21 protein-coding genes are annotated in these 22,085 nt (G+C 30.3%); 20 read left to right on the top strand and 1 reads right to left on the bottom strand.

Annotated features, from left to right (window positions below; genetic code table 11):
* Nucleotides 1-15 precede the first annotated feature (15 nt).
* The 17 genes from galE (at nt 16) to pssA (ending at nt 18,820) form a co-directional block, all read left to right on the top strand.
* The gene (gene galE / locus ELQ05_RS00775; protein WP_096702647.1) at nt 16-1,002 is read left to right on the top strand and encodes a UDP-glucose 4-epimerase GalE; all 987 of its coding nucleotides are present in this window, start codon (nt 16-18) and stop codon (nt 1,000-1,002) included.
* The gene (pglK, locus tag ELQ05_RS00770; RefSeq protein WP_134239841.1) at nt 996-2,690 is read left to right on the top strand and encodes an ABC-type lipopolysaccharide transporter PglK; all 1,695 of its coding nucleotides are present in this window, start codon (nt 996-998) and stop codon (nt 2,688-2,690) included. Before galE ends, pglK begins: the two co-directional genes overlap by 7 nt.
* Nucleotides 2,687-3,766 carry a GalNAc-alpha-(1->4)-GalNAc-alpha-(1->3)-diNAcBac-PP-undecaprenol alpha-1,4-N-acetyl-D-galactosaminyltransferase gene (gene pglH, locus ELQ05_RS00765; RefSeq protein WP_134239840.1) on the top strand — a complete coding sequence of 360 codons (1,080 nt, stop codon included), beginning with the start codon at nt 2,687-2,689 and terminating at the stop codon, nt 3,764-3,766. The genes pglK and pglH overlap by 4 nt, the downstream gene beginning before the upstream one ends.
* Nucleotides 3,759-4,688: a GalNAc(5)-diNAcBac-PP-undecaprenol beta-1,3-glucosyltransferase gene (pglI, locus tag ELQ05_RS00760; protein ID WP_134239839.1), complete on the top strand. Its 930-nt coding sequence runs from the start codon at nt 3,759-3,761 to the stop codon at nt 4,686-4,688. Before pglH ends, pglI begins: the two co-directional genes overlap by 8 nt.
* Nucleotides 4,676-5,773: an N-acetylgalactosamine-N,N'-diacetylbacillosaminyl-diphospho-undecaprenol 4-alpha-N-acetylgalactosaminyltransferase gene (gene pglJ / locus ELQ05_RS00755; RefSeq protein ID WP_002853444.1), complete on the top strand. Its 1,098-nt coding sequence runs from the start codon at nt 4,676-4,678 to the stop codon at nt 5,771-5,773. The genes pglI and pglJ overlap by 13 nt, the downstream gene beginning before the upstream one ends.
* A gap of 3 nt (nt 5,774-5,776) precedes the next feature.
* On the top strand, nt 5,777-7,918 hold the full coding sequence (gene pglB / locus ELQ05_RS00750) for an undecaprenyl-diphosphooligosaccharide--protein glycotransferase (protein ID WP_052785355.1): 2,142 nt from the start codon (nt 5,777-5,779) through the stop codon (nt 7,916-7,918).
* Nucleotides 7,919-7,927: 9 nt separating this feature from the next.
* A complete protein-coding gene (pglA, locus tag ELQ05_RS00745; RefSeq protein ID WP_002880710.1) occupies nt 7,928-9,058 on the top strand; it encodes a N,N'-diacetylbacillosaminyl-diphospho-undecaprenol alpha-1,3-N-acetylgalactosaminyltransferase in 1,131 nt (376 codons plus the stop codon).
* Nucleotides 9,051-9,653, top strand: coding sequence for an undecaprenyl phosphate N,N'-diacetylbacillosamine 1-phosphate transferase (gene pglC / locus ELQ05_RS00740; protein WP_134239838.1), 603 nt, complete (start codon nt 9,051-9,053; stop codon nt 9,651-9,653). The genes pglA and pglC overlap by 8 nt, the downstream gene beginning before the upstream one ends.
* A complete protein-coding gene (gene pglD / locus ELQ05_RS00735) occupies nt 9,640-10,230 on the top strand; it encodes a UDP-N-acetylbacillosamine N-acetyltransferase (protein ID WP_052785372.1) in 591 nt (196 codons plus the stop codon). The genes pglC and pglD overlap by 14 nt, the downstream gene beginning before the upstream one ends.
* A 97-nt stretch (nt 10,231-10,327) precedes the next feature.
* Nucleotides 10,328-11,488: a UDP-N-acetylbacillosamine transaminase gene (gene pglE / locus ELQ05_RS00730; RefSeq protein WP_052785356.1), complete on the top strand. Its 1,161-nt coding sequence runs from the start codon at nt 10,328-10,330 to the stop codon at nt 11,486-11,488.
* A 1-nt stretch (nt 11,489) separates the two neighbouring features.
* The gene (gene pglF / locus ELQ05_RS00725) at nt 11,490-13,262 is read left to right on the top strand and encodes a UDP-N-acetylglucosamine 4,6-dehydratase (configuration-retaining) (RefSeq protein WP_052785357.1); all 1,773 of its coding nucleotides are present in this window, start codon (nt 11,490-11,492) and stop codon (nt 13,260-13,262) included.
* Nucleotides 13,262-14,155: a PDC sensor domain-containing protein gene (locus ELQ05_RS00720; RefSeq protein ID WP_002932694.1), complete on the top strand. Its 894-nt coding sequence runs from the start codon at nt 13,262-13,264 to the stop codon at nt 14,153-14,155. Before pglF ends, ELQ05_RS00720 begins: the two co-directional genes overlap by 1 nt.
* A 112-nt stretch (nt 14,156-14,267) precedes the next feature.
* The gene (locus tag ELQ05_RS00715; RefSeq protein WP_002866134.1) at nt 14,268-14,660 is read left to right on the top strand and encodes a chemotaxis response regulator CheY; all 393 of its coding nucleotides are present in this window, start codon (nt 14,268-14,270) and stop codon (nt 14,658-14,660) included.
* A gap of 22 nt (nt 14,661-14,682) precedes the next feature.
* Nucleotides 14,683-15,534 (top strand): 50S ribosomal protein L11 methyltransferase, encoded by an 852-nt coding sequence (locus ELQ05_RS00710; protein WP_070317070.1) that lies wholly within the window; start codon nt 14,683-14,685, stop codon nt 15,532-15,534.
* Nucleotides 15,531-17,468: an ATP-dependent zinc metalloprotease FtsH gene (gene ftsH / locus ELQ05_RS00705; protein ID WP_134239837.1), complete on the top strand. Its 1,938-nt coding sequence runs from the start codon at nt 15,531-15,533 to the stop codon at nt 17,466-17,468. The genes ELQ05_RS00710 and ftsH overlap by 4 nt, the downstream gene beginning before the upstream one ends.
* On the top strand, nt 17,465-18,082 hold the full coding sequence (locus tag ELQ05_RS00700) for a phosphatidylserine decarboxylase (RefSeq protein ID WP_002866132.1): 618 nt from the start codon (nt 17,465-17,467) through the stop codon (nt 18,080-18,082). The genes ftsH and ELQ05_RS00700 overlap by 4 nt, the downstream gene beginning before the upstream one ends.
* 9 nt (nt 18,083-18,091) lie before the next feature.
* The gene (gene pssA, locus ELQ05_RS00695; RefSeq protein ID WP_002859122.1) at nt 18,092-18,820 is read left to right on the top strand and encodes a CDP-diacylglycerol--serine O-phosphatidyltransferase; all 729 of its coding nucleotides are present in this window, start codon (nt 18,092-18,094) and stop codon (nt 18,818-18,820) included.
* On the opposite strand, the gene ELQ05_RS00690 is transcribed toward pssA, so the two are convergent.
* Nucleotides 18,811-19,608 carry a ferritin-like domain-containing protein gene (locus ELQ05_RS00690; protein WP_070317072.1) on the bottom strand — a complete coding sequence of 266 codons (798 nt, stop codon included), beginning with the start codon at nt 19,606-19,608 and terminating at the stop codon, nt 18,811-18,813. The genes pssA and ELQ05_RS00690 overlap by 10 nt on opposite strands.
* An 89-nt stretch (nt 19,609-19,697) precedes the next feature.
* On the opposite strand from ELQ05_RS00690, the gene ELQ05_RS00685 reads away from it, so the two are divergent.
* The 3 genes from ELQ05_RS00685 (at nt 19,698) to cetZ (ending at nt 22,068) form a co-directional block, all read left to right on the top strand.
* Nucleotides 19,698-20,057 carry a methionine-R-sulfoxide reductase gene (locus ELQ05_RS00685; protein ID WP_070317073.1) on the top strand — a complete coding sequence of 120 codons (360 nt, stop codon included), beginning with the start codon at nt 19,698-19,700 and terminating at the stop codon, nt 20,055-20,057.
* A 14-nt stretch (nt 20,058-20,071) separates the two neighbouring features.
* Nucleotides 20,072-20,698 carry a MarC family protein gene (locus ELQ05_RS00680; protein ID WP_079862154.1) on the top strand — a complete coding sequence of 209 codons (627 nt, stop codon included), beginning with the start codon at nt 20,072-20,074 and terminating at the stop codon, nt 20,696-20,698.
* Nucleotides 20,699-20,778: 80 nt separating this feature from the next.
* Nucleotides 20,779-22,068, top strand: coding sequence for an energy taxis response protein CetZ (gene cetZ / locus ELQ05_RS00675; protein WP_070317075.1), 1,290 nt, complete (start codon nt 20,779-20,781; stop codon nt 22,066-22,068).
* Nucleotides 22,069-22,085: the final 17 nt, after the last annotated feature.

Here is a 22,085-nt window from a genome sequence, read left to right as displayed (position 1 = left end):
AAAAAAGGAATGATGATGAAAATTCTTATTAGCGGTGGTGCAGGTTATATAGGTTCTCATACTTTAAGACAATTTTTAAAAACAGATCATGAAATTTGTGTTTTAGATAATCTTTCTAAGGGTTCTAAAATCGCAATAGAAGATTTGCAAAAAATAAGAGCTTTTAAATTTTTTGAACAAGATTTAAGTGATTTTCAAGGTATAAAAGCATTGTTTGAGAGAGAAAAATTTGACGCTATTGTGCATTTTGCAGCAAGCATTGAAGTTTTTGAAAGTATGCAAAACCCTTTAAAATATTATATGAACAACACTGTTAATACGACAAATCTCATCGAAACTTGTTTGCAAACTGGAGTAAATAAATTTATATTTTCTTCAACGGCAGCCACTTATGGTGAACCACAGACTCCTGTTGTGAGCGAAACAAGTCCTTTAGCACCTATTAATCCTTATGGGCGTAGTAAGCTTATGAGTGAAGAGGTTTTACGTGATGCAAGTATGGCAAATCCTGAATTTAAGCATTGTATTTTAAGATATTTTAATGTCGCAGGTGCTTGTATGGATTATACTTTAGGACAACGCTATCCAAAAGCGACTTTGCTTATAAAAGTTGCAGCTGAATGTGCCGCAGGAAAACGTGACAAACTTTTTATATTTGGCGATGATTATGATACAAAAGATGGTACTTGCATAAGAGATTTTATCCATGTAGATGATATTTCAAGCGCACATTTAGCAGCTTTGGATTATTTGCAAGAGAATGAAAGCAATGTTTTTAATGTAGGTTATGGACATGGTTTTAGTGTAAAAGAAGTGATTGAAGCGATGAAAAAAGTTAGCGGAGTGGATTTTAAAGTAGAACTTGCCCCACGCCGTGCGGGTGATCCTAGCGTATTGATTTCTGATGCAAGTAAAATCAGAAATCTTACTTCTTGGCAGCCTAAATATGATGATTTAGAGCTTATTTGTAAATCTGCTTTTGATTGGGAAAAACAGTGCTAAAAAAACTTTTTTTTATTTTAGGCAAGGAAGATAAAAATTTTTTATTTTTCTTACTTGTTTTTTCAGTATTTGTTTCTTTTATAGAAACTTTTGCGATTTCTTTGGTAATGCCTTTTATCACTTTGGCTAGTGATTTTTCTTATTTTGATCGTAATAAATATTTAATCAGTTTAAAAGAATATCTTAATATCCCTGTTTTTGAAATCATTGTTTATTTTGGAGTGGGGCTTATTGTTTTTTATGTGTTTAGAGCTTTGTTAAATGCGTATTATTTCCATCTTTTGGCAAGATTTTCTAAAGGGCGTTATCATGCGATCGCTTATAAGGTTTTTTCTAAATTTTTAAATATTAATTATGAAAAATTTACTCAAAAAAATCAATCTGAAATTTTAAAGTCCATTACAGGAGAAGTTTATAATCTAAGCACTATGATTTCATCATTTTTACTTTTGATGAGTGAAATTTTTGTAGTGCTTTTGCTTTATGCTTTAATGCTTTTGATTAATTATAAAATCACTTTATTTTTAAGTGTTTTTATGGTGTTAAATGCCTTTATTTTAGTGAAAATTTTAAGTCCTATCATTAAAAAAGCAGGACTAAGACGGGAAGAAGCGATGAAAAATTTCTTTGAAATTTTAAATACAAATTTAAATAATTTCAAGTTTATCAAGCTTAAAACCAAAGAAGATGGAGTTTTAAGTCTTTTTAAAGCACAAAGTGAAGCTTTTTCTAAAGCAAATATTACCAATGAAAGCGTAGCTGCGGTGCCTAGAATTTATCTTGAAGGAATAGGTTTTTGTGTACTTGTTTTTATCGTGGTATTTTTGGTTTTGAAAAATGAAAGTGATATTTCAGGTATTTTATCCACGATTTCTATTTTTGTTTTAGCGCTTTATCGCTTAATGCCAAGTGCAAATCGTATTATTACAAGTTATCATGATTTGCTTTATTATCATTCTTCTTTGGATATTATTTATCAAAATTTAAGACAAGAAGAAGAAAATTTGGGCGAGGAAAAATTAAGCTTTAATCAAGAGCTTAAAATTTGTAATCTTAGCTTTGGTTATGAGGGAAAAAAACATTTATTTAAAAATCTTAATTTAAATATTAAAAAAGGTGAAAAAATCGCTTTTATAGGGGAGAGTGGTTGTGGAAAAAGCACCTTAGTAGATCTTATCATAGGACTTTTAAAACCAAAAGAAGGGCAAATTTTAATTGATAAGCAAGAATTAAATGCAAGTAATACAAAAAATTATCGCCAAAAAATAGGCTATATCCCGCAAAATATCTATCTTTTTAATGACAGCATAGTTAAAAATATCACTTTTACAGATGCGGTTGATGAAGAAAAACTTAGTAAGGTTATCAAACAAGCAAATTTAGAGCATTTTATAAAAAATTTACCTCAAGGAGTTCAGACAAAAGTAGGTGATGGGGGGAGTAATTTAAGCGGGGGGCAAAAACAACGCATAGCCATAGCAAGAGCTTTATATTTAGAGCCTGAAATTTTAGTGCTTGATGAAGCAACTTCTGCGCTTGATACTCAAAGTGAAGCAAAAATCATGGATGAAATTTATAAAATTTCTAAAGATAAAACTATGATTATTATCGCACATCGCCTTTCTACGATAACGCAATGTGATAAGATTTATCGTTTAGAACACGGTAAGCTTAAAGAGGAGAAATGATGAAAATAAGCTTTATTATCGCAACTTTAAATTCAGGAGGCGCTGAGCGTGTTTTAGTAACCTTAGCTAATGCGCTTTGTAAAGAGCATGAAGTAAGTATTATTAAATTTCATGCAGGAGAATCTTTTTATAAGCTTGAAAATGAAGTTAAAGTTACAAGTTTAGAACAATTTAGATTTGACACACTTTATCATAAAATCGCAAGTCGTTTTAAGAAATTTTTTGCCTTAAGAAAGGCTTTGAAAGAAAGTAAAGCTGATGTTTTTATTTCTTTTTTGGATACAACTAATATTGCTTGTATTGCTGCGAAAATAGGGCTTAAAACTCCACTCATTATAAGTGAGCATAGCAATGAGGCGTATTTAAAACCTAAAATTTGGCGTTTTTTAAGAAGGGTAAGCTATCCTTTTTGTGATGCTTTAAGTGTGCTTGGAAGCAGTGATAAGATGTATTATGAAAGATTTGTAAAAAGGGTTAAGCTTTTATTAAACCCTTGTCATTTTAGCGATGAGATTCCTTTTGATTCTAGTTTTAAAAAGGAAAATTTGGTTCTTTTTATAGGGCGTTTAGATTACAACAAAAACCCTGCAATGTTTTTAAAAGCTATAGCGCATTTGGATAAAAATTTGCAAGAAAAATATAAATTTGTTATAGCAGGAGATGGAGAGTTAAGGCAAGAACTTGAATACAAGGTAAAATCTTTAGGAATAAAAGTTGATTTTTTAGGACGCGTTGAAAATGTCAAGGCTCTTTATGAAAAAGCAAAAGTGCTTTGCCTTTGTTCTTTTGTAGAGGGTTTGCCAACGGTTTTAATTGAAAGTTTGTATTTTGAGGTTTGTAGAATTTCAAGTTCTTATTATAATGGTGCTAAGGATTTAATCAAAGATAATCATGATGGGCTTTTGGTAGGTTGTGATGATGAAATAGCACTTGCTAAAAAACTTGAACTTGTTTTAAATGATGAAAATTTTAGAAAAGAACTTGTAAATAGTGCCAAACAAAGGTGTAAAGACTTTGAAATTTCTCATATCAAAGAAGAATGGCTTAAGCTTATAGCCGAGGTTAAAAATGCCTAAACTTTCTGTTATAGTACCAACTTTTAATCGTCAAGTTTTACTAGAAAAGGCTATTAAAAGCATACAAAATCAAGATTTTAAAGATTTAGAAATTATTGTAAGCGATGATAATTCTAATGATGATACTAAAAGTGTGGTGCAAAATTTACAAAAAGATGATGATCGCATTAAGTATTTTTTAAATCAAAATTACAAACAAGGCCCAAATGGCAATAAAAACAATGGCTTAGATCAAGCAAGTGGCGAGTTTGTAACTTTTTTAGATGATGATGATGAGCTTTTATCTGGGGCTTTAAGTACCTTGATGCAAAAAGCAAGTGAGGGTTATGCTCATGTTTTTGGAAATTGTTTGATGGAAAAAGAAGGAAATTTAAGCAAGGAATTTAGCGGCAAGGGCTTGGAAAAAGATAGTGAAATTTCTAAAAAAGATTTTTTAATGGCTAAATTTAGCGGAGAGTTTTTTTCTGTTTTTAAAAAATCTCTACTTGAAAACAAGCGTTTTAATGAAGAATTTTACGGCAATGAAGCCACGCTTTGGGTAAATTTATACAAGGAAAAAAGTTTTTATATCCATAAGGCTTTTAGGATTTATAGGATTTTTAGGCAAGATAGCGTGACTTTAGGGGCGAGTAAAAATGCTCATAGGGTGTATTTGGGATATTTAGAGCTTGCTAAAATTTTAGAAAATGAACTTAGAATGAGTAAGGATAAAGATTATAAAAAAACTTGTGCGAGTTATTATAAAATGGCAGCTTATTATGCAAAACTTGCAAAAAATTATAAAGCTCTTTATAAGTGTTTGTTTAAAAGCCTGAGTATAAAAATCAATGCTCCTGCTTTGATATTACTCATTTTAAGTATAATTCCAAATAGTATGATTAAAAAATTATCAAAAATTCGGGTGGCTTTATGCAAAAATTAGGCATTTTTATTTATTCTTTAGGAAGTGGTGGTGCTGAAAGAGTTGTGGCGACTTTATTGCCTATTTTAAGTTTGAAATTTGAAGTGCATTTGATTTTGATGAATGATAAAATTTCTTATGAAATTCCAGAGTGTCAAATTCATTTTTTAGAATGTTCAAAACCTAGTGAAAATCCTATTTTGAAATTTTTAAAATTACCTTTTTTGGCTTTAAAATATAAAAAACTTTGCAGAAATTTGGGCATTGATACAGAATTTGTTTTTTTAAATCGACCTAATTATATAGCTTTAATGGCAAGAATGTTTGGAAATAAAACCCGCCTTGTGATCAATGAATGCACTACGCCAAGTGTGATGTATGCAAAAAATAATTTTAATTCTTTAGCAAATAAATTTTTAATTTCTTTACTTTACCCAAGAGCTGATTTAATCCTGCCTAATTCTAAAGGAAATTTAGAAGATTTAGTGCAAAATTTTAGTATAAATCCAAAAAAATGTGAAATTTTATACAATGCTATCGATTTAGAAAACATAGAGCAAAAAGCCCTTGAAGATATAGCTTTAAAAGATAAATTTATTTTAAGTGTAGGCAGGCTTGATAAAGGTAAAAATCATGCTTTATTAATTCGTGCTTATGCAAGATTGAAAACAGATTTAAAGCTTGTGATTTTAGGTGAAGGTGTGCTTAAAGATGAGCTTTTAGCTTTGATTAAAGAATTAAATTTGGAAGAAAAGGTTTTGCTTTTAGGATTTGATAATAATCCTTATAAATACATGGCTAAATGCGAATTTTTTGCTTTTGCTTCTGTATTTGAAGGCTTTTCAAATGTTTTAATTGAAAGTTTGGCTTGTTCTTGTGCTGTGGTTTGCACTGATCATAAAAGTGGCGCAAGAGAGCTTTTTGGCGATGATGAATTTGGACTTTTAGTAGAAGTAGATAATGAAAACTCTATGTTTCAGGGTTTAAAGACTATGCTTGAAGACGATAAATTAAGAAAAGCGTATAAAAATAAGGCTAAAACTAGGGCTAAGGCTTTTGATAAAGTAAAAATTGCACGCGATGCTTTGAAATATTTATTAGGATAAAAGATGTTGAAAAAAGAGTATTTAAAAAACCCTTATTTAGTTTTGTTTGCGATGATTATATTAGCTTATGTTTTTAGTGTATTTTGCAGGTTTTATTGGGTTTGGTGGGCAAGTGAGTTTAACGAGTATTTTTTCAATAATCAGTTAATGATCATTTCAAATGATGGCTATGCTTTTGCTGAGGGCGCAAGAGATATGATAGCAGGTTTTCATCAGCCTAATGATTTGAGTTATTATGGATCTTCTTTATCCGCGCTTACTTATTGGCTTTATAAAATCACACCTTTTTCTTTCGAAAGTATCATTTTATATATGAGTACTTTTTTATCTTCTTTGGTGGTGATTCCTATTATTTTACTAGCTAATGAATATAAACGTCCTTTAATGGGCTTTGTAGCTGCTCTTTTAGCAAGTATAGCAAACAGTTATTATAATCGCACTATGAGTGGGTATTATGATACGGATATGCTGGTAATTGTTTTACCTATGTTTATTTTATTTTTTATGGTAAGAATGATTTTAAAAAAAGACTTTTTTTCATTGATTGCCTTGCCGTTATTTATAGGAATTTATCTTTGGTGGTATCCTTCAAGTTATACTTTAAATGTAGCTTTAATTGGACTTTTTTTAATTTATACGCTTATTTTTCATAGAAAAGAAAAGATTTTTTATATAGCTGTGATTTTATCTTCTCTTACTCTTTCAAATATAGCATGGTTTTATCAAAGTGCCATTATAGTAATACTTTTTGCTTTATTTGCTTTAGAGCAAAAACGCTTAAATTTTATGATTATAGGAATTTTAGGTAGTGCAACTTTGATATTTTTGATTTTAAGTGGTGGGGTTGATCCCATACTTTATCAGCTTAAATTTTATATTTTTAGAAGTGATGAAAGTGCGAATTTAACGCAGGGCTTTATGTATTTTAATGTCAATCAAACCATACAAGAAGTTGAAAATGTAGATCTTAGCGAATTTATGCGAAGAATTAGTGGCAGTGAAATTGTTTTTTTGTTTTCTTTATTTGGTTTTGTATGGCTTTTGAGAAAATATAAAAGTATGATTATGGCTTTACCTATATTGGTGCTTGGGTTTTTAGCCTTAAAAGGGGGGCTTAGATTTACCATTTATTCTGTACCTATAATGGCTTTAGGATTTGGTTTTTTATTGAGCGAGTTTAAGGCTATATTGGTTAAAAAATATAGCCAATTAACTTCAAATATTTGTATTATTTTTGCAACTATTTTGACTTTAACTCCAGTATTTATCCATATTTACAACTACAAAGCACCAACAGTTTTTTCTCAAAATGAAGCATCATTATTAAATCAATTAAAAAATATAGCCAATAGAGAAGATTATGTGGTAACTTGGTGGGATTATGGTTATCCTGTGCGTTATTATAGCGATGTGAAAACTTTAGTAGATGGTGGAAAGCATTTAGGCAAGGATAATTTTTTCCCTTCTTTTGCTTTAAGCAAAGATGAACAAGCTGCAGCTAATATGGCAAGGCTTAGTGTAGAATATACAGAAAAAAGCTTTTATGCTCCGCAAAATGATATTTTAAAAACAGACATTTTACAAGCTATGATGAAAGATTATAATCAAAGCAATGTGGATTTGTTTCTAGCTTCATTATCAAAACCTGATTTTAAAATCGATACACCAAAAACTCGTGATATTTATCTTTATATGCCCGCTAGAATGTCTTTGATTTTTTCTACGGTGACTAGTTTTTCTTTTATTAATTTAGATACAGGAGTTTTGGATAAACCTTTTACCTTTAGCACAGCTTATCCACTTGATGTTAAAAATGGAGAAATTTATCTTAGCAACGGAGTGGTTTTAAGCGATGATTTTAGAAGTTTTAAAATAGGTGATAATGTGGTTTCTGTAAATAGTATCGTAGAGATTAATTCTATTAAACAAGGTGAATACAAAATCACTCCAATTGATGATAAGGCTCAGTTTTATATTTTTTATTTAAAGGATAGTGCTATTCCTTATGCACAATTTATTTTAATGGATAAAACCATGTTTAATAGTGCTTATGTACAAATGTTTTTTTTAGGAAATTATGATAAGAAATTATTTGACTTGGTGATTAATTCTAGAGATGCTAAGGTTTTTAAACTTAAAATTTAAGGGTTGAAAATGAGAATAGGATTTTTATCACATGCAGGAGCAAGTATTTATCATTTTAGAATGCCTATTATAAAAGCATTAAAAGATAGAAAAGATGAAGTTTTTGTTATAGTGCCGCAAGATGAATACACACAAAAACTTAGAGATCTTGGCTTGAAAGTAATTGTTTACGAGCTTTCAAGAGCTAGTTTAAATCCTTTTGTGGTTTTAAAGAATTTTTTTTATCTTGCTAAGGTTTTGAAAAATTTAAATCTTGATCTTATTCAAAGTGCGGCACACAAAAGCAATACCTTTGGAATTTTAGCAGCAAAATGGGCAAAAATTCCTTATCGTTTTGCCTTAGTAGAAGGCTTGGGATCTTTTTATATAGATCAAGGTTTTAAGGCAAATTTAGTGCGTTTTGTTATTAATAATCTTTATAAATTAAGTTTTAAATTTGCACACCAATTTATTTTTGTCAATGAAAGTAATGCCGAGTTTATGCGGAATTTAGGGCTTAAGGAAAATAAAATTTGTGTGATAAAATCCGTAGGGATCAATTTAAAAAAATTTTTTCCTATTTATGTAGAATCGGAAAAAAAAGAGCTTTTTTGGAAAAATTTAAACATAGATAAAAAACCCATTGTGCTTATGATAGCAAGAGCTTTATGGCATAAAGGTGTAAAAGAATTTTATGAAAGTGCTGCTATGCTAAAAGACAAAGCAAATTTTGTTTTAGTTGGTGGAAGAGATGAAAATCCTTCTTGTGCAAGTTTGGAGTTTTTAAACTCGGGTGTGGTGCATTATTTGGGTGCTAGAAGTGATATAGTCGAGCTTTTACAAAATTGTGATATTTTTGTTTTGCCAAGCTATAAAGAAGGCTTTCCTGTAAGTGTTTTGGAGGCAAAAGCTTGTGGTAAGGCTATAGTGGTAAGTGACTGCGAAGGTTGTGTAGAGGCTATTTCTAATGCTTATGATGGACTTTGGGCAAAAACAAAAAATGCTAAGGATTTAAGCGAAAAAATTTCACTTTTATTAGAAGATGAAAAATTAAGATTAAATTTAGCTAAAAATGCCGCCCAAGATGCTTTACAATACGATGAAAATAATATCGCACAGCGTTATTTAAAACTTTATGATAGGGTAATTAAGAATGTATGAAAAAGTTTTTAAAAGAATTTTTGATTTTATTTTAGCTTTAGTGCTTTTAGTGCTTTTTTCTCCGGTGATTTTAATCACTGCTTTGCTTTTAAAAATCACTCAAGGAAGTGTGATTTTTACCCAAAATCGCCCTGGGTTAGATGAAAAAATTTTTAAAATTTATAAATTTAAAACCATGAGCGATGAAAGAGATGAGAAGGGTGAGTTATTAAGCGATGAACTTCGCTTAAAAGCTTTTGGAAAAATTGTTAGAAGCTTAAGTTTGGATGAGCTTTTGCAACTTTTTAATGTCTTAAAAGGGGATATGAGTTTTGTGGGGCCTAGACCTCTTTTGGTTGAGTATTTACCCCTTTATAATGAAGAGCAAAAATTGCGTCATAAAGTGCGTCCAGGTATAACAGGATGGGCGCAGGTAAATGGCAGAAATGCTATTTCTTGGCAGAAAAAATTCGAACTTGATGTGTATTATGTGAAAAATATTTCTTTTTTGCTTGATTTAAAAATCATGTTTTTAACAGCTTTAAAGGTTTTAAAACGAAGCGGGGTAAGTAAAGAAGACCATGTTACAACAGAGAAATTTAATGGCAAGAACTGAAAAAATTTATATTTATGGTGCTAGTGGTCATGGGCTTGTTTGTGAAGATGTGGCTAAAAATATGGGTTATAAAGAATGTATTTTTTTAGATGATTTTAAAGGAATGAAATTTGAAAGCACCTTGCCAAAATATGATATTTTTATAGCCATAGGAAATAATGAAATTCGAAAAAAGATTTATCAAAAAATTTCAGAAAATGGCTTTAAAATCGTTAATCTTATTCATAAAAGCGCGCTTATAAGTCCTAGTGCAAGTGTGGAAGAAAATGCAGGAATTTTAATCATGCCTTATGTAGTAGTTAATGCTAAAGCCAAAATAGAAAAAGGCGTGATTTTAAATACTTCAAGTGTGATTGAACATGAATGCATAATAGGGGAATTTTCTCATGTGAGTGTGGGGGCTAAATGTGCAGGTAATGTAAAAATCGGTAAAAATTGTTTTTTAGGGATTAATTCTTGTGTTTTGCCTAATTTAAGCTTAGCAGATGATAGTATTTTGGGTGGTGGAGCAACTTTGGTTAAAAGTCAAGATGAAAAAGGTGTTTTTGTGGGAGTGCCTGCAAAAAGAAAAATATGAAATGATTATAAAAAGATTTTTGTTTGATTCTTTGTAAATTTTTTTAGGTAAAATAGAGTCAATTTATAAAAATTTTGTTTTATACAAAGGATAAATCATGAGATTTTTTCTTTCTCCTCCGCATATGGGCGGCAATGAATTAAAATACATAGAAGAAGTTTTCAAAAGCAATTATATAGCACCTTTGGGTGAATTTGTAAATCGCTTTGAACAAAGTGTAAAAGATTATAGCAAAAGTGAAAATGCCTTAGCTTTAAATTCAGCTACAGCGGCTTTGCATTTAGCTTTAAGGGTGGCGGGGGTAAAACAAGATGATATTGTTTTGGCTTCTTCTTTTACTTTTATCGCTTCAGTAGCACCTATTTGTTATCTTAAAGCAAAACCTGTATTTATAGATTGTGATGAAACTTATAATATCGATGTAGATTTGTTAAAGCTTGCTATTAAAGAATGTGAAAAAAAACCAAAAGCATTGATTTTAACTCATCTTTATGGTAATGCTGCAAAAATGGATGAAATTGTTGAAATTTGCAAAGAAAATGACATTGTTTTAATCGAAGATGCTGCCGAAGCTTTAGGAAGTTTTTATAAGAATAAAGCTTTAGGAACTTTTGGAGAATTTGGAGCTTATTCTTATAATGGTAATAAAATCATCACCACTTCAGGTGGAGGTATGCTTATAGGAAAAAATAAAGAAAAGATTGAAAAGGCAAGATTTTACAGCACTCAAGCAAGGGAAAATTGTTTGCATTATGAACATTTAGATTATGGTTATAATTACCGTTTAAGCAATGTTTTAGGAGCTATTGGTGTAGCGCAAATGGAGGTTTTAGAGCAAAGAGTGCTTAAAAAAAGAGAAATTTATGAGTGGTATAAAGAATTTTTAGGAGAGCATTTTAGCTTTTTAGATGAGTTAGAAAATTCAAGAAGTAATCGTTGGTTAAGTACAGCTTTGATTGATTTTGATAAAAATGAACTTAATGCTTGTCAAAAAGATATAAATATCAGTCAAAAAAATATTACTTTGCATCCAAAAATTTCAAAACTCATAGAAGATTTGAAAAATGAACAAATAGAAACAAGACCATTATGGAAAGCTATGCACACTCAAGAAGTATTTAAAGGAGCTAAGGCTTATCTTAATGGCAATAGTGAGTTATTTTTCCAAAAAGGAATTTGTTTGCCAAGTGGTACAGCGATGAGTAAAGATGATGTTTATGAAATTTCAAAACTGATCTTAAAGAGCATAAAGGCTTAAAATGATTTTTTATAAAAGCAAAAGATTAGCATTTTTTTTAACTTCAGATATTGTTTTAATTTTACTTAGTGTTTATCTGGCTTTTTCTTTGAGATTTAGTGGAGATATTCCGAGTATTTTTTATCATGGTATGATGGTTTCTGCTATTATTTTGCTTATTTTAAAACTTTCATTTTTGTTTATTTTTAGAATTTATAAAGTAGCTTGGAGATTTTTTTCTCTCAATGAAGCAAGAAAAATTTTTATTGCTTTGCTTTTAGCTGAGTTTTGTTTTTTTCTTATTTTTTATTTTTTTAGTGATTTTTTTAATCCTTTTCCAAGAAGTGCTATTGTGATAGATTTTGTTCTTTCTTATATGTTTATAGGTACTTTAAGAATTAGCAAAAGAATGCTTGTGGATTTTAAACCTTCTAGAATGAAAGAAGAAGAAACTCCTTGTATTGTAGTAGGGGCAACTTCTAAGGCATTGCATTTGTTAAAAGGTGCAAAAGAAGGTTCTTTGGGACTTTTTCCTGTGGGTGTGGTTGATGCGAGAAAAGAGCTTATAGGGACTTATTGTGATAAATTTGTTGTAGAAGAAAAAGAAAAAATAAAATCTTATGTAGAACAAGGGGTAAAAACTGCCATTATTGCTTTAAGACTTGAACAAGAAGAGCTTAAAAAACTTTTTGAAGAACTTGTAGCTTATGGTATTTGCGATGTAAAAATATTTTCTTTTACAAGAAACGAAGCAAGAGATATTAGTATAGAAGACTTGCTTGCTAGAAAACCAAAAGATTTAGACGATAGTGCTGTGGCAGCTTTTTTAAAAGACAAGGTAGTTTTGGTAAGTGGGGCAGGTGGAACTATAGGCAGTGAACTTTGTAAACAATGTATTAAATTTGGCGCTAAGCATCTTATTATGGTTGATCATAGTGAGTATAATCTTTATAAGATCAATGATGATTTAAATTTATATAAAGAAAAAATTACTCCTATTTTACTGAGTATTTTAGATAAGCAAAGTTTAGATGAGGTATTAAAAACTTATAAACCTGAGCTTATTTTACATGCAGCCGCCTATAAACATGTGCCTCTTTGTGAACAAAATCCACATTCAGCAGTAATTAATAATATTTTAGGAACTAAAATTTTATGTGACAGTGCTAAAGAAAATAAAGTAGCTAAATTTGTGATGATAAGTACAGATAAAGCAGTGCGACCAACAAATATTATGGGTTGCACTAAGAGAGTTTGCGAGCTTTATACTTTAAGTATGAGTGATGAAAATTTTGAAGTTGCTTGTGTGCGTTTTGGTAATGTTTTAGGTTCTAGTGGTAGTGTGATACCGAAATTTAAAGCACAAATTGCCAATAATGAGCCTTTAACTTTAACACATCCTGATATAGTGCGTTATTTTATGCTTGTGGCTGAGGCAGTGCAACTTGTTTTACAAGCTGGAGCTATCGCAAAAGGGGGAGAACTTTTTGTTTTGGATATGGGTAAGCCTGTGAAAATCATAGATTTAGCTAAAAAAATGCTTTTGCTTTCTAATCGCAATGATTTAGAAATTAAAATCACAGGCTTAAGAAAAGGTGAGAAGCTTTATGAAGAGCTTTTAATTGATGAAAATGATGCTAAAACGCAATATGAGAGTATTTTTGTAGCAAAGAATGAGAAGGTTGATCTTGATTGGCTTAATAAAGAGATAGAAAATTTACAAATATGTGAAGATATTTCAGAGGCTTTATTAAAGATTGTACCTGAATTTAAACACAATAAAGAAGGTGTGTAATGTATATAAAAGATATACAAAGATTTGAAGATAATCGCTATCGTGCTAGAGCTTATATGAGTTATATTTTAACAAGAAATTTGCCTAATAAACTTCCTGATATTCACCTTGAAACGATTAAAATAGCTTTGGATAAAATAGCTCATGAAGTTGTTGTTTTTGATGCTTTGTATATTTTAGATATTTCAGGCATGCAAATAGAAAATGCGATTTCCTTAAATAAGGCTCATGAAATAGGACAGGGCGAGGATAGAAGTACTCGTTCTTATTTTTATAGAGCTGTAAAATTAAGACGATGTGTTTTGAGCGATCCTTATCCTTCAGTTTTAAACAACGAACTTTGCGTGACAGCTTCTATGCCAATTTACGATGATAAAAATAACTTACTTTTTGTTGTTTGTATTGATATCAAGCTTGAAGATATTTTAAAGATTATTCAAGCAGGAAAATTTGAGTTTGTTTTTACTCAATTTAGTCGTTTGGTATATTTTTGTTTCGCACTAGTTTTATTTGTGATTACTTGTTTTTTATTTCAAAAAGGTTTTTTTAGTCTTTTTGATAATCAAGCTATAGGTATAGAACATATGTTTGAAAGTACTATTGCTATAACTTTAGCTTTGGCTATTTTTGATTTGGCAAAAACTTTGATCGAACAAGAAGTATTAGGAAGGACAAAAAAAGAAGAAGGTGGAATTCAAAAAACTATGGTGAGATTTTTAGGTTCTATTATCATTGCTTTGGCCATAGAAGCTTTGATGTTGGTATTTAAACTTGCTATTGGTGATCTTTCTCAGATGATTTATGCGATTTATCTTATCGGTGGAGTGAGCTTGCTTCTTTTAGGTTTAAGTGTATATTTATTTACGGTTAAGTATAAAAATAATAATATTTGAGTAAAAATTTAAGTAAAAGATGATATAATGCTGTTTTTTAAAATTTTTTAGCTTGATTAATAAGGCTAAAAAGGGTAAAATAAAACTATAAAAACTTTGAAAGGACGAAATTGTGAAATTGTTAGTTGTTGATGACAGTTCTACTATGAGAAGGATTATTAAAAATACCCTAACAAGACTTGGACACGATGATGTTTTAGAAGCCGAGCATGGCGTTGAAGCTTGGGATTTATTAACTAAAAATGAAGATGTAAAAGTTTTAATTACAGATTGGAATATGCCAGAAATGAATGGCTTGGAGTTGGTAAAAAAAGTAAGAGCAGAGAAAAAATATGAAGATATGCCTATTATCATGGTTACAACTGAGGGCGGAAAAGCTGAAGTGATTACTGCTTTAAAAGCTGGCGTAAACAACTATATTGTAAAACCTTTTACTCCACAAGTTTTAAAGGAAAAACTTGAAGATGTTTTAGGAACAGGAAGTGGAGAAGGTGCAGCTGAGTAAAGGCTGATTTTTAAAATTCTAAATGCAAAAAAAATATTACGAATTGTTCTTTATTGTAGAAGAGCGGTATAAAAATTTATTTCTTGATTTTGCTTTTGATTTAGGTATAGAAGCCATAGAAGAGAAAGATAATGGTGTTTACATTAGATCCCATGAGAGTTTAGAAGAGCTTTCATGGGCACTTGAAATATTTGCTCAAAAACTTACAACTACTTTCAATTTAAACCGTAAAATTATTTCTAATTTAAGTCTTGTAGAGAAAGAAAACAAGGACTGGATACAAGAATATAAAAAAGGCATAAAACCTATTTTAGTGGATAATATTTACATCCATACTACTTGGCAAGAAGAAAAAAAGAATTGTATAAATATAAAGATTAATCCAGCCTTAGCCTTTGGCTCAGGACATCACGAAAGCACATATTCTTGTGTAAAATTTTTACAAAAATTTTCTAAAAGTAAATTAAGAGCTTTAGATCTTGGTTGTGGTAGTGGAATTTTGGGTATTATTATGGCAAAGTTTGGCTGTAATGTTGAAATTTGTGATACTGATGAGTTGGCTATTGATAGTTCTTTGGAAAATGCAAGATTAAATGGTGTCGATTTTCACAAGGCTTGGTGTGGATCTATAGATAAAGCAAATGGTTTATATAATCTAATTGTTGCAAATATCATTGCAGATGTGATTTTAATTTTAGAAAAAGATATTAAAAACCATTTAGAAGATAATGCTATACTTATTTTGTCAGGAATTTTAGATAAATATTCAACAAGAATTAAAGAAAAATTTCAAGATTTGAAACTCATTGATGAAATGCAAATCAATGAGTGGTGTAGTTTTGTATATAAAAATAATAAAAAGGATAAGCAATGAATAATAATACCCCAAATAATAAGGGTAATCCGCAGGGCAATAATTTTTTTAACAAAAATCCCATTTTTATTTTTGCGATTTTTGCAATTGTAATGATAATTATTTTTAAGGGATTTTTTGATGACAATGGTTCTTTTGGCGGGACATTGAATGGCAATGAAGTAAATAAAAATGTCCCTTATTCTGAGTTAAAAAAGCTTATTGAAAGTGGACAAATCAATCAAGTTAGCATAGGACAAACAACAATCAAAGCGATTTCAAGCTCTCACAATACTGTTTATACGGCAAAAAAAGTTAATGATCCTGAGCTTGTGAGTTTACTAGATAGTAAAAATATCGCTTATGGTGCGTATTCTGAAACAAATTGGTTTACAGATATACTTTTTTCATGGGTTTTGCCAGTATTTATTTTCTTTGGTATTTGGATGTTTTTGGCAAGTCGTATGCAAAAAAATATGGGAAGTTCTATATTGGGTATAGGAAGTTCTAAGAAGCTTGTAAATTCAGAAAAACCTAAAGTAAAATTTAGCGATGTAGCTGGTGTTGAAGAAGCTAAAGAAGAAGTAAAAGAAATTGTAGATTTTTTAAAGTATCCTGAAAGATATATTAAATTGGGAGCTAAAATTCCAAAAGGGCTTTTACTTGTTGGGCCTCCAGGTACAGGAAAAACTTTGCTTGCAAAAGCAGTTGCAGGTGAAGCTGATGTGCCGTTTTTTAGTGTTTCAGGTTCTTCTTTTATAGAAATGTTTGTGGGTGTAGGTGCTTCTCGTGTGAGAGATTTGTTTGAAAATGCAAAAAAAGAAGCTCCCGCTATTGTTTTTATAGATGAAATAGATGCTATTGGTAAAAGTCGTGCAGCAAGTGGCATGATGGGTGGAAACGATGAAAGAGAACAAACTTTAAATCAGCTTTTGGCTGAAATGGATGGCTTTGGGACAGAAAGTTCCCCAGTTATTGTTTTAGCAGCAACAAATCGCCCAGAAGTTTTAGATGCAGCGCTTTTAAGACCAGGAAGGTTTGATAGACAAGTTTTAGTTGATAAACCTGATTTTAAAGGTAGGTGTGATATTTTAAAAGTGCACATGAAAGATGTCAAAATTTCCCCAAAAGTTAAGGTAGAAGACATAGCACGCTTAACCGCAGGGCTTGCAGGAGCTGATCTTGCAAATATTATTAATGAAGCGGCACTTTTAGCAGGTAGGGATTCTAAAAAATATGTAGAACAAAATGATTTAGTTGAAGCTGTTGAAAGAGCTATAGCAGGACTTGAGAAGAAATCACGTCGTATTAATGAAAAAGAAAAGAAAATTGTTACTTATCATGAATGCGGTCATGCTTTAATCGCTGAAACTACCAAAGGTGCAAAACGTGTAAGTAAGGTTTCTGTGATTCCGCGTGGTCTTGCGGCTTTAGGTTATACTTTAAATACTCCTGAGGAAAATAAATTTTTAATGCAAAAACATGAACTTATCGCTGAAGTAGATGTACTTTTGGGTGGTCGTGCAGCTGAAGAAGTGTTTATAGGTGAAATTTCAACGGGTGCAAGTAATGATTTAGAAAGAGCAACCGATATTATAAAAGCTATGATTTCTATGTATGGTATGAGTGAAATTGCAGGACTTATGGTGCTTGAAAAACAAAGAAATACTTTCTTAAGTGGTGGACAAACCATAAAAGATTATTCTGAAAAGATGGCAGAATCTTTAGATGATTATGTAAAGAAAACCTTAGATGAACGCTATAAAGATGTTAAAGATACTTTAAATACTTATAAGGGAGCGATTGAGACTATGGTTGCAGCCCTTTATGAAGAAGAAACTATTGAAGGTAATAAAGTGCGTGAGATTATTAAAGAGTTTGAGGATCAAAATAGTCTACCAACTCGTTTACAAGAACTCGAAGAAGTTAAAACTGAAGTTAAAGTAGAAGAATGAAAGATTTTATTGCAAAAGATGGATATTTAAGTCTTATTATTTTAAGCTTGATTTTTATTTTTGTGTGGATTTTTTATTCTTTTTCCATCTTGCTATTAGCATTAATTGTAATTTGTATTTTTCTTTTTAGAGCGCCCAAAAGAGAACTTGTTTGTAGTGATGAAAAAGCTATTTTTGCACCTATGGATGGTAGGGTTACTAAAATAGAAAATATTCATCATAAAGATTTGGGTGAATGTGTTGAAATTACTATTAAAAATGCTCTTTATGATGCTGGGAATTTTAATACACCTTTTGCAATGTCTATAATAGATATTCGTTTACGACATGGGCTTTTTTTGTGCAGTGAATTAAAATCTGCAAAAATGATGAATGAAAGAGCTTTTATTTTGGCAAAAGTTAAAGAGAATAAAACGATAGCCTTGCGAATCTATGCAGGTTCTTTTGATAGAAAATTAAAGCTCGATAATATTTCTCATGATTTAAAAGCAGGAGATAGAATGGGTTTTTTAATCAATGGCTCTATAAGTTTACTTTTACCAAAAGATACTAGAATTCATATAGGCTTAAATGATGAAATTAAAGCAGGTTCATTGTTGGGCTATTTTGCGTAAGGAAAAATAATGAATAACAGACCGCAACTAATTTATATTTTACCCAATCTTTTTACAGCTGCTTCAGCTTTTTTAGGGGTTATTTCTATTATAGCTTCAATACATGGAAATTATTATACAGCTTTGATTTATATTATTTTATCTTTGATTTGCGATGGGCTTGATGGCCGTGTTGCAAGACTTACAAATTCTACTTCAAAATTTGGAGTAGAATTTGATTCTTTAGCTGATCTAGTAGCTTTTGGAGTTGCTCCAGCGGTTCTTTTTTATATGGCTATAGGTTATGATTTTGGAAAGCTTGGATCTTTGATTACGGCTTTTTTTGTGGTTTTTGGAGCTATTCGTTTGGCGAGATTTAATGTTACCACAGGCACTTATGAACCTTCTGTTTTTATAGGTCTTCCTATACCTACTGCAGCAGTTGTGAGTGCTATATGGACTTATGCGTTTATTAGTTATGATTTTTTAAAGCCTTATGGTGTAGTTTTTTTGGTGCTTCAAGCAATTTTAGGGCTTTTAATGGTAAGTAATATACGCTATCCTAGCTTTAAAAAGCTTGATTTTAATCGTTCTAGTGTTTTAAAAGTTTTGATTATTTTAATTATAATATTTTCATTTTTATATCTTTATCCTCTTGAAAGTTTAGTAATTTTAGCAAGCTTGTATGTGCTTTATGGAATTATTCGGGTTTTATATACAATTATTGTTTCAAAATTTAAGATAAGAAATCAAGAGTAAAATTTTTCAATGACTTCGCATTCTTCTTGAGTGAAGCCAGCTTTGATTCTTGCTTGAATGTTAAGTTTTTTTCCTGCAAGAGAGAATTGTTTAAACGTTTTACAAAGCTCGATAAAATCATACTTTTTTTGATTTGCAAATTTCCACCAAGTATCTCCTTTTTTAACGTGTTTTATTTCATCATTAAGTATAATTTCAAGATATTCCATTAAAAGATTTTTAATGGAATGATTGGAACTTTGAAGTTTTTGAACAACAAAGGGGTTGGCATCAAGCCCTTTAGCTTCTAAACCTCTATGAACTATTCCCATTCTAAAGCTTAAAGAGTCTTTTGTAGCTTCTAGAGCAGATTCTAAATTATCATGCACTGGAAAATCTCCATATTTGTAACCAAGTTCTTCAAGTGCTGAATTTAAAAGTTTGAAATGTTTAATTTCCTCATCTGCCACCTCCAGCCAATCGTAATAAAATTGCAAAGGTAGATTTTTAAAGCGATAACTCGCATCTAAAGCCAGGTTAATTGCATTAAATTCTATATGAGCGACTGAATGAATTATTTTAGCAAGCGCATGAGTTGAATTGAGAAATTTAGGCCTTCTTATACGCGTAGGATGAAGCAAGGTAATTTGTTGCGATGTATTTTTTTTGAAAATGCTTTGATGCTCGTGATTAAAAATAAATTTGTGGCTTTTAAAGTCTTCATAAAAATTTTGAAAAGAGTGAAATTTTATAGTTATATTTTTTTCATATAAAATATCTTGAAGTTCTTGAAAAAATTCTTTTTGCATTTAAAACTTTCTTGAAAATTATAAAAATTTATCATTTAAAATTGAAATTTTAATTATATAATATAAAAATTATTTTACAAGGGCAGATCATGAAAGAATTAAATGAAGAAGAAAAAAAAGTAATTTTAAATAAAGGAACAGAAGCTCCTTTTAGTGGGAAATATAATGATTTTTATGAAAAAGGAATCTATCAATGCAAACAATGTGGAGCTTCGCTTTATAAATCCGAAGATAAATTTAAATCAGGTTGCGGATGGCCTAGCTTTGATGATGAAATAAGAGGGGCTATTAAAAGAATTCCTGATAAAGATGGGATTAGAACCGAGATTGTATGTGCAAACTGCAATGGACATTTAGGTCATGTTTTTGAAGGAGAAGGATTTTCTGCTAAAAATGTAAGACATTGTGTAAATTCTATTTCTTTGGAATTTGTAAAAGCTAAGGATTGATAGTGTTTTCTAGTATGGGTTCTGAGCTTTATTTGATGTTCTTTGCTGCAATTACTTTACTTGCCATATTAAATCCTTTTGGTAATTTAACTCAATTTTTGGCTATGAGTGATGGATTGCCTTTAATGCTTCGAAAAAAACTTTTTAGAACTATTCTCTATACAGCTTTTACTATAGTTTTGGTATTTTTACTATCAGGACCTTTATTTATGAACTATATTTTTAGAGTTTCATTAGATGATTTAAGGGTTTCTGGTGGCTTAGTCCTTATTATAATGGCTATTAAAAATTTACTTTTTTCAACAAAAATTGCAACTAAGGATTTTAGTTCTTATCAGGATATGGATGATAAGGAAATTTTAAGACAGAGTTTAATACCTATGGCATTTCCTATGCTTGTTGGGCCTGGAACTTTAGCTAGTATTATCGTTATAGCCGAAGATGGTGGGCTTGATGTTGCTCTTGGCGGAGTAATGATAGCTTTTATTTTTATGTTTATACTTTTTCATTTTGCAGCTACTATAGAAAAAATAGTTGGAAAATTGATTTTACATGTTTTTTCTCGTATAGCACAAGTATTTATTGCTGCTATGGGGTTTAAGATGATTATTGTAGGTTTAAAAGATATATTTAACTTATAAATTAATATAATTTTAAGTAAATAATACTATATAAATATGATATAATTTTAAAATAATTTATTATTAAAAAGGTGAGTTTTATGTTTGGTGCTAAGAAAAACAATACTGAAATAATTGAACAACTTGAAAAAAAGTGTAATGGTTTAGGAGATATTTTAAGATCTATTGGGAATACCATGGCGGTAATTGAATTTACCACCGATGGCGTTATTTTAGAGGCAAATCAAAATTTTTTAACAACTATGAAATACTCCCTTTCAGAGATCAAGGGCAAGCATCATAGTATGTTTTGTTTGTCTGAAGTTGTTAATTCTTCAGCATATAGTGATTTTTGGAAAGATTTAAGAGATGGAAAAGCTAGAAGTGGTCTTTTTAGACGTATAGCTAAGGGAGGGATAGATGTTTATTTAGAAGCAAATTATCTTCCAATTAGTGATAATAATGGTCATGTTTATAAAATTATTAAATTTGCCAATGATATAACTCAAAGACATTATGAAATGCTTGATCTTAGAAATACTATTGCTGCTGCTAATCGTTCTATGGCTATTATTGAATTTAAACCTGATGGGACTATTATTACGGCTAATGAAAATTTTTTAAGAACTATGGATTTTAATATTGATGAGATTAAAGGAAAGCATCATAGTATGTTCTGTGATTCTAATTATAGACACTCTAAGGACTATGTTCAATTTTGGGAAGATTTAAGAGAGGGTAAATTTCAATCAGGTAAATATATAAGATACGGAAGAAATAATAAAAAAGTATACCTTGAAGCAAGTTATAATCCGGTTAAAAATGATGATGGAAAAATTTACAAGGTTATTAAATTTGCTACAGATATAAGCGAACAAGTTAAAAAAGATCAAGAAAAACTTCGCCTCATAAGCGAACTTGCAGAAAAAAATGATAATCTTACTCAAGATGGAGATCGTGTAATTGAAAACACTGTTTCAAATGTTCAGAATATTGCTGATATGATGTCTCAAAGTTCAAATCTTGTTTCCTCATTAAATCAACAATCAGATGAAATTAAATCTATTATTCAGACTATTAGTGATATTGCTGATCAGACTAATCTGCTTGCTTTAAATGCTGCTATTGAGGCAGCACGTGCTGGTGAACATGGTAGAGGTTTTGCTGTTGTTGCTGATGAAGTAAGAAATTTAGCTGAAAGAACAGGGCATTCAGTTAATGAAATTACCACTACGATTAATTCTATTCGTAATGTTACATCACAAGTGGTTGAGAGTATTAAAAGCGGTTTAGAGGATGTTAATCAGAGTGTTGAACTTGCAAAAGAAGCAAGAGAATGTATGGAGAAAATTCGTGAAAGCTCTGCTGAAGTTGCTAAAGCAATGTCATAAGCGTGATTTTCACGCTT

Source organism: Campylobacter sp. US53 (assembly GCF_004378995.1).
In the GTDB taxonomy this organism is placed as follows: domain Bacteria; phylum Campylobacterota; class Campylobacteria; order Campylobacterales; family Campylobacteraceae; genus Campylobacter_D; species Campylobacter_D jejuni.
Note: the sequence above shows the minus strand (reverse complement) of the source record. Positions and strands in the feature narration are given on the sequence as shown.

Coding starts and splice junctions, on each gene's coding strand:
- pglI (WP_134239839.1), top strand. CDS start 3,759: ATGCCTAAACTTTCTGTTATAGTACCAACTTTTAATCGTCAAGTTTTA.
- pssA (WP_002859122.1), top strand. CDS start 18,092: ATGAATAACAGACCGCAACTAATTTATATTTTACCCAATCTTTTTACA.
- ELQ05_RS00680 (WP_079862154.1), top strand. CDS start 20,072: ATGGGTTCTGAGCTTTATTTGATGTTCTTTGCTGCAATTACTTTACTT.
- pglC (WP_134239838.1), top strand. CDS start 9,051: ATGTATGAAAAAGTTTTTAAAAGAATTTTTGATTTTATTTTAGCTTTA.
- pglH (WP_134239840.1), top strand. CDS start 2,687: ATGATGAAAATAAGCTTTATTATCGCAACTTTAAATTCAGGAGGCGCT.
- pglA (WP_002880710.1), top strand. CDS start 7,928: ATGAGAATAGGATTTTTATCACATGCAGGAGCAAGTATTTATCATTTT.
- pglE (WP_052785356.1), top strand. CDS start 10,328: ATGAGATTTTTTCTTTCTCCTCCGCATATGGGCGGCAATGAATTAAAA.
- ELQ05_RS00710 (WP_070317070.1), top strand. CDS start 14,683: ATGCAAAAAAAATATTACGAATTGTTCTTTATTGTAGAAGAGCGGTAT.
- pglB (WP_052785355.1), top strand. CDS start 5,777: ATGTTGAAAAAAGAGTATTTAAAAAACCCTTATTTAGTTTTGTTTGCG.
- ELQ05_RS00685 (WP_070317073.1), top strand. CDS start 19,698: ATGAAAGAATTAAATGAAGAAGAAAAAAAAGTAATTTTAAATAAAGGA.
- ftsH (WP_134239837.1), top strand. CDS start 15,531: ATGAATAATAATACCCCAAATAATAAGGGTAATCCGCAGGGCAATAAT.
- galE (WP_096702647.1), top strand. CDS start 16: ATGAAAATTCTTATTAGCGGTGGTGCAGGTTATATAGGTTCTCATACT.
- pglJ (WP_002853444.1), top strand. CDS start 4,676: ATGCAAAAATTAGGCATTTTTATTTATTCTTTAGGAAGTGGTGGTGCT.
- ELQ05_RS00690 (WP_070317072.1), bottom strand. CDS start 19,608: ATGCAAAAAGAATTTTTTCAAGAACTTCAAGATATTTTATATGAAAAA.
- pglF (WP_052785357.1), top strand. CDS start 11,490: ATGATTTTTTATAAAAGCAAAAGATTAGCATTTTTTTTAACTTCAGAT.
- ELQ05_RS00720 (WP_002932694.1), top strand. CDS start 13,262: ATGTATATAAAAGATATACAAAGATTTGAAGATAATCGCTATCGTGCT.
- pglD (WP_052785372.1), top strand. CDS start 9,640: ATGGCAAGAACTGAAAAAATTTATATTTATGGTGCTAGTGGTCATGGG.
- cetZ (WP_070317075.1), top strand. CDS start 20,779: ATGTTTGGTGCTAAGAAAAACAATACTGAAATAATTGAACAACTTGAA.
- ELQ05_RS00700 (WP_002866132.1), top strand. CDS start 17,465: ATGAAAGATTTTATTGCAAAAGATGGATATTTAAGTCTTATTATTTTA.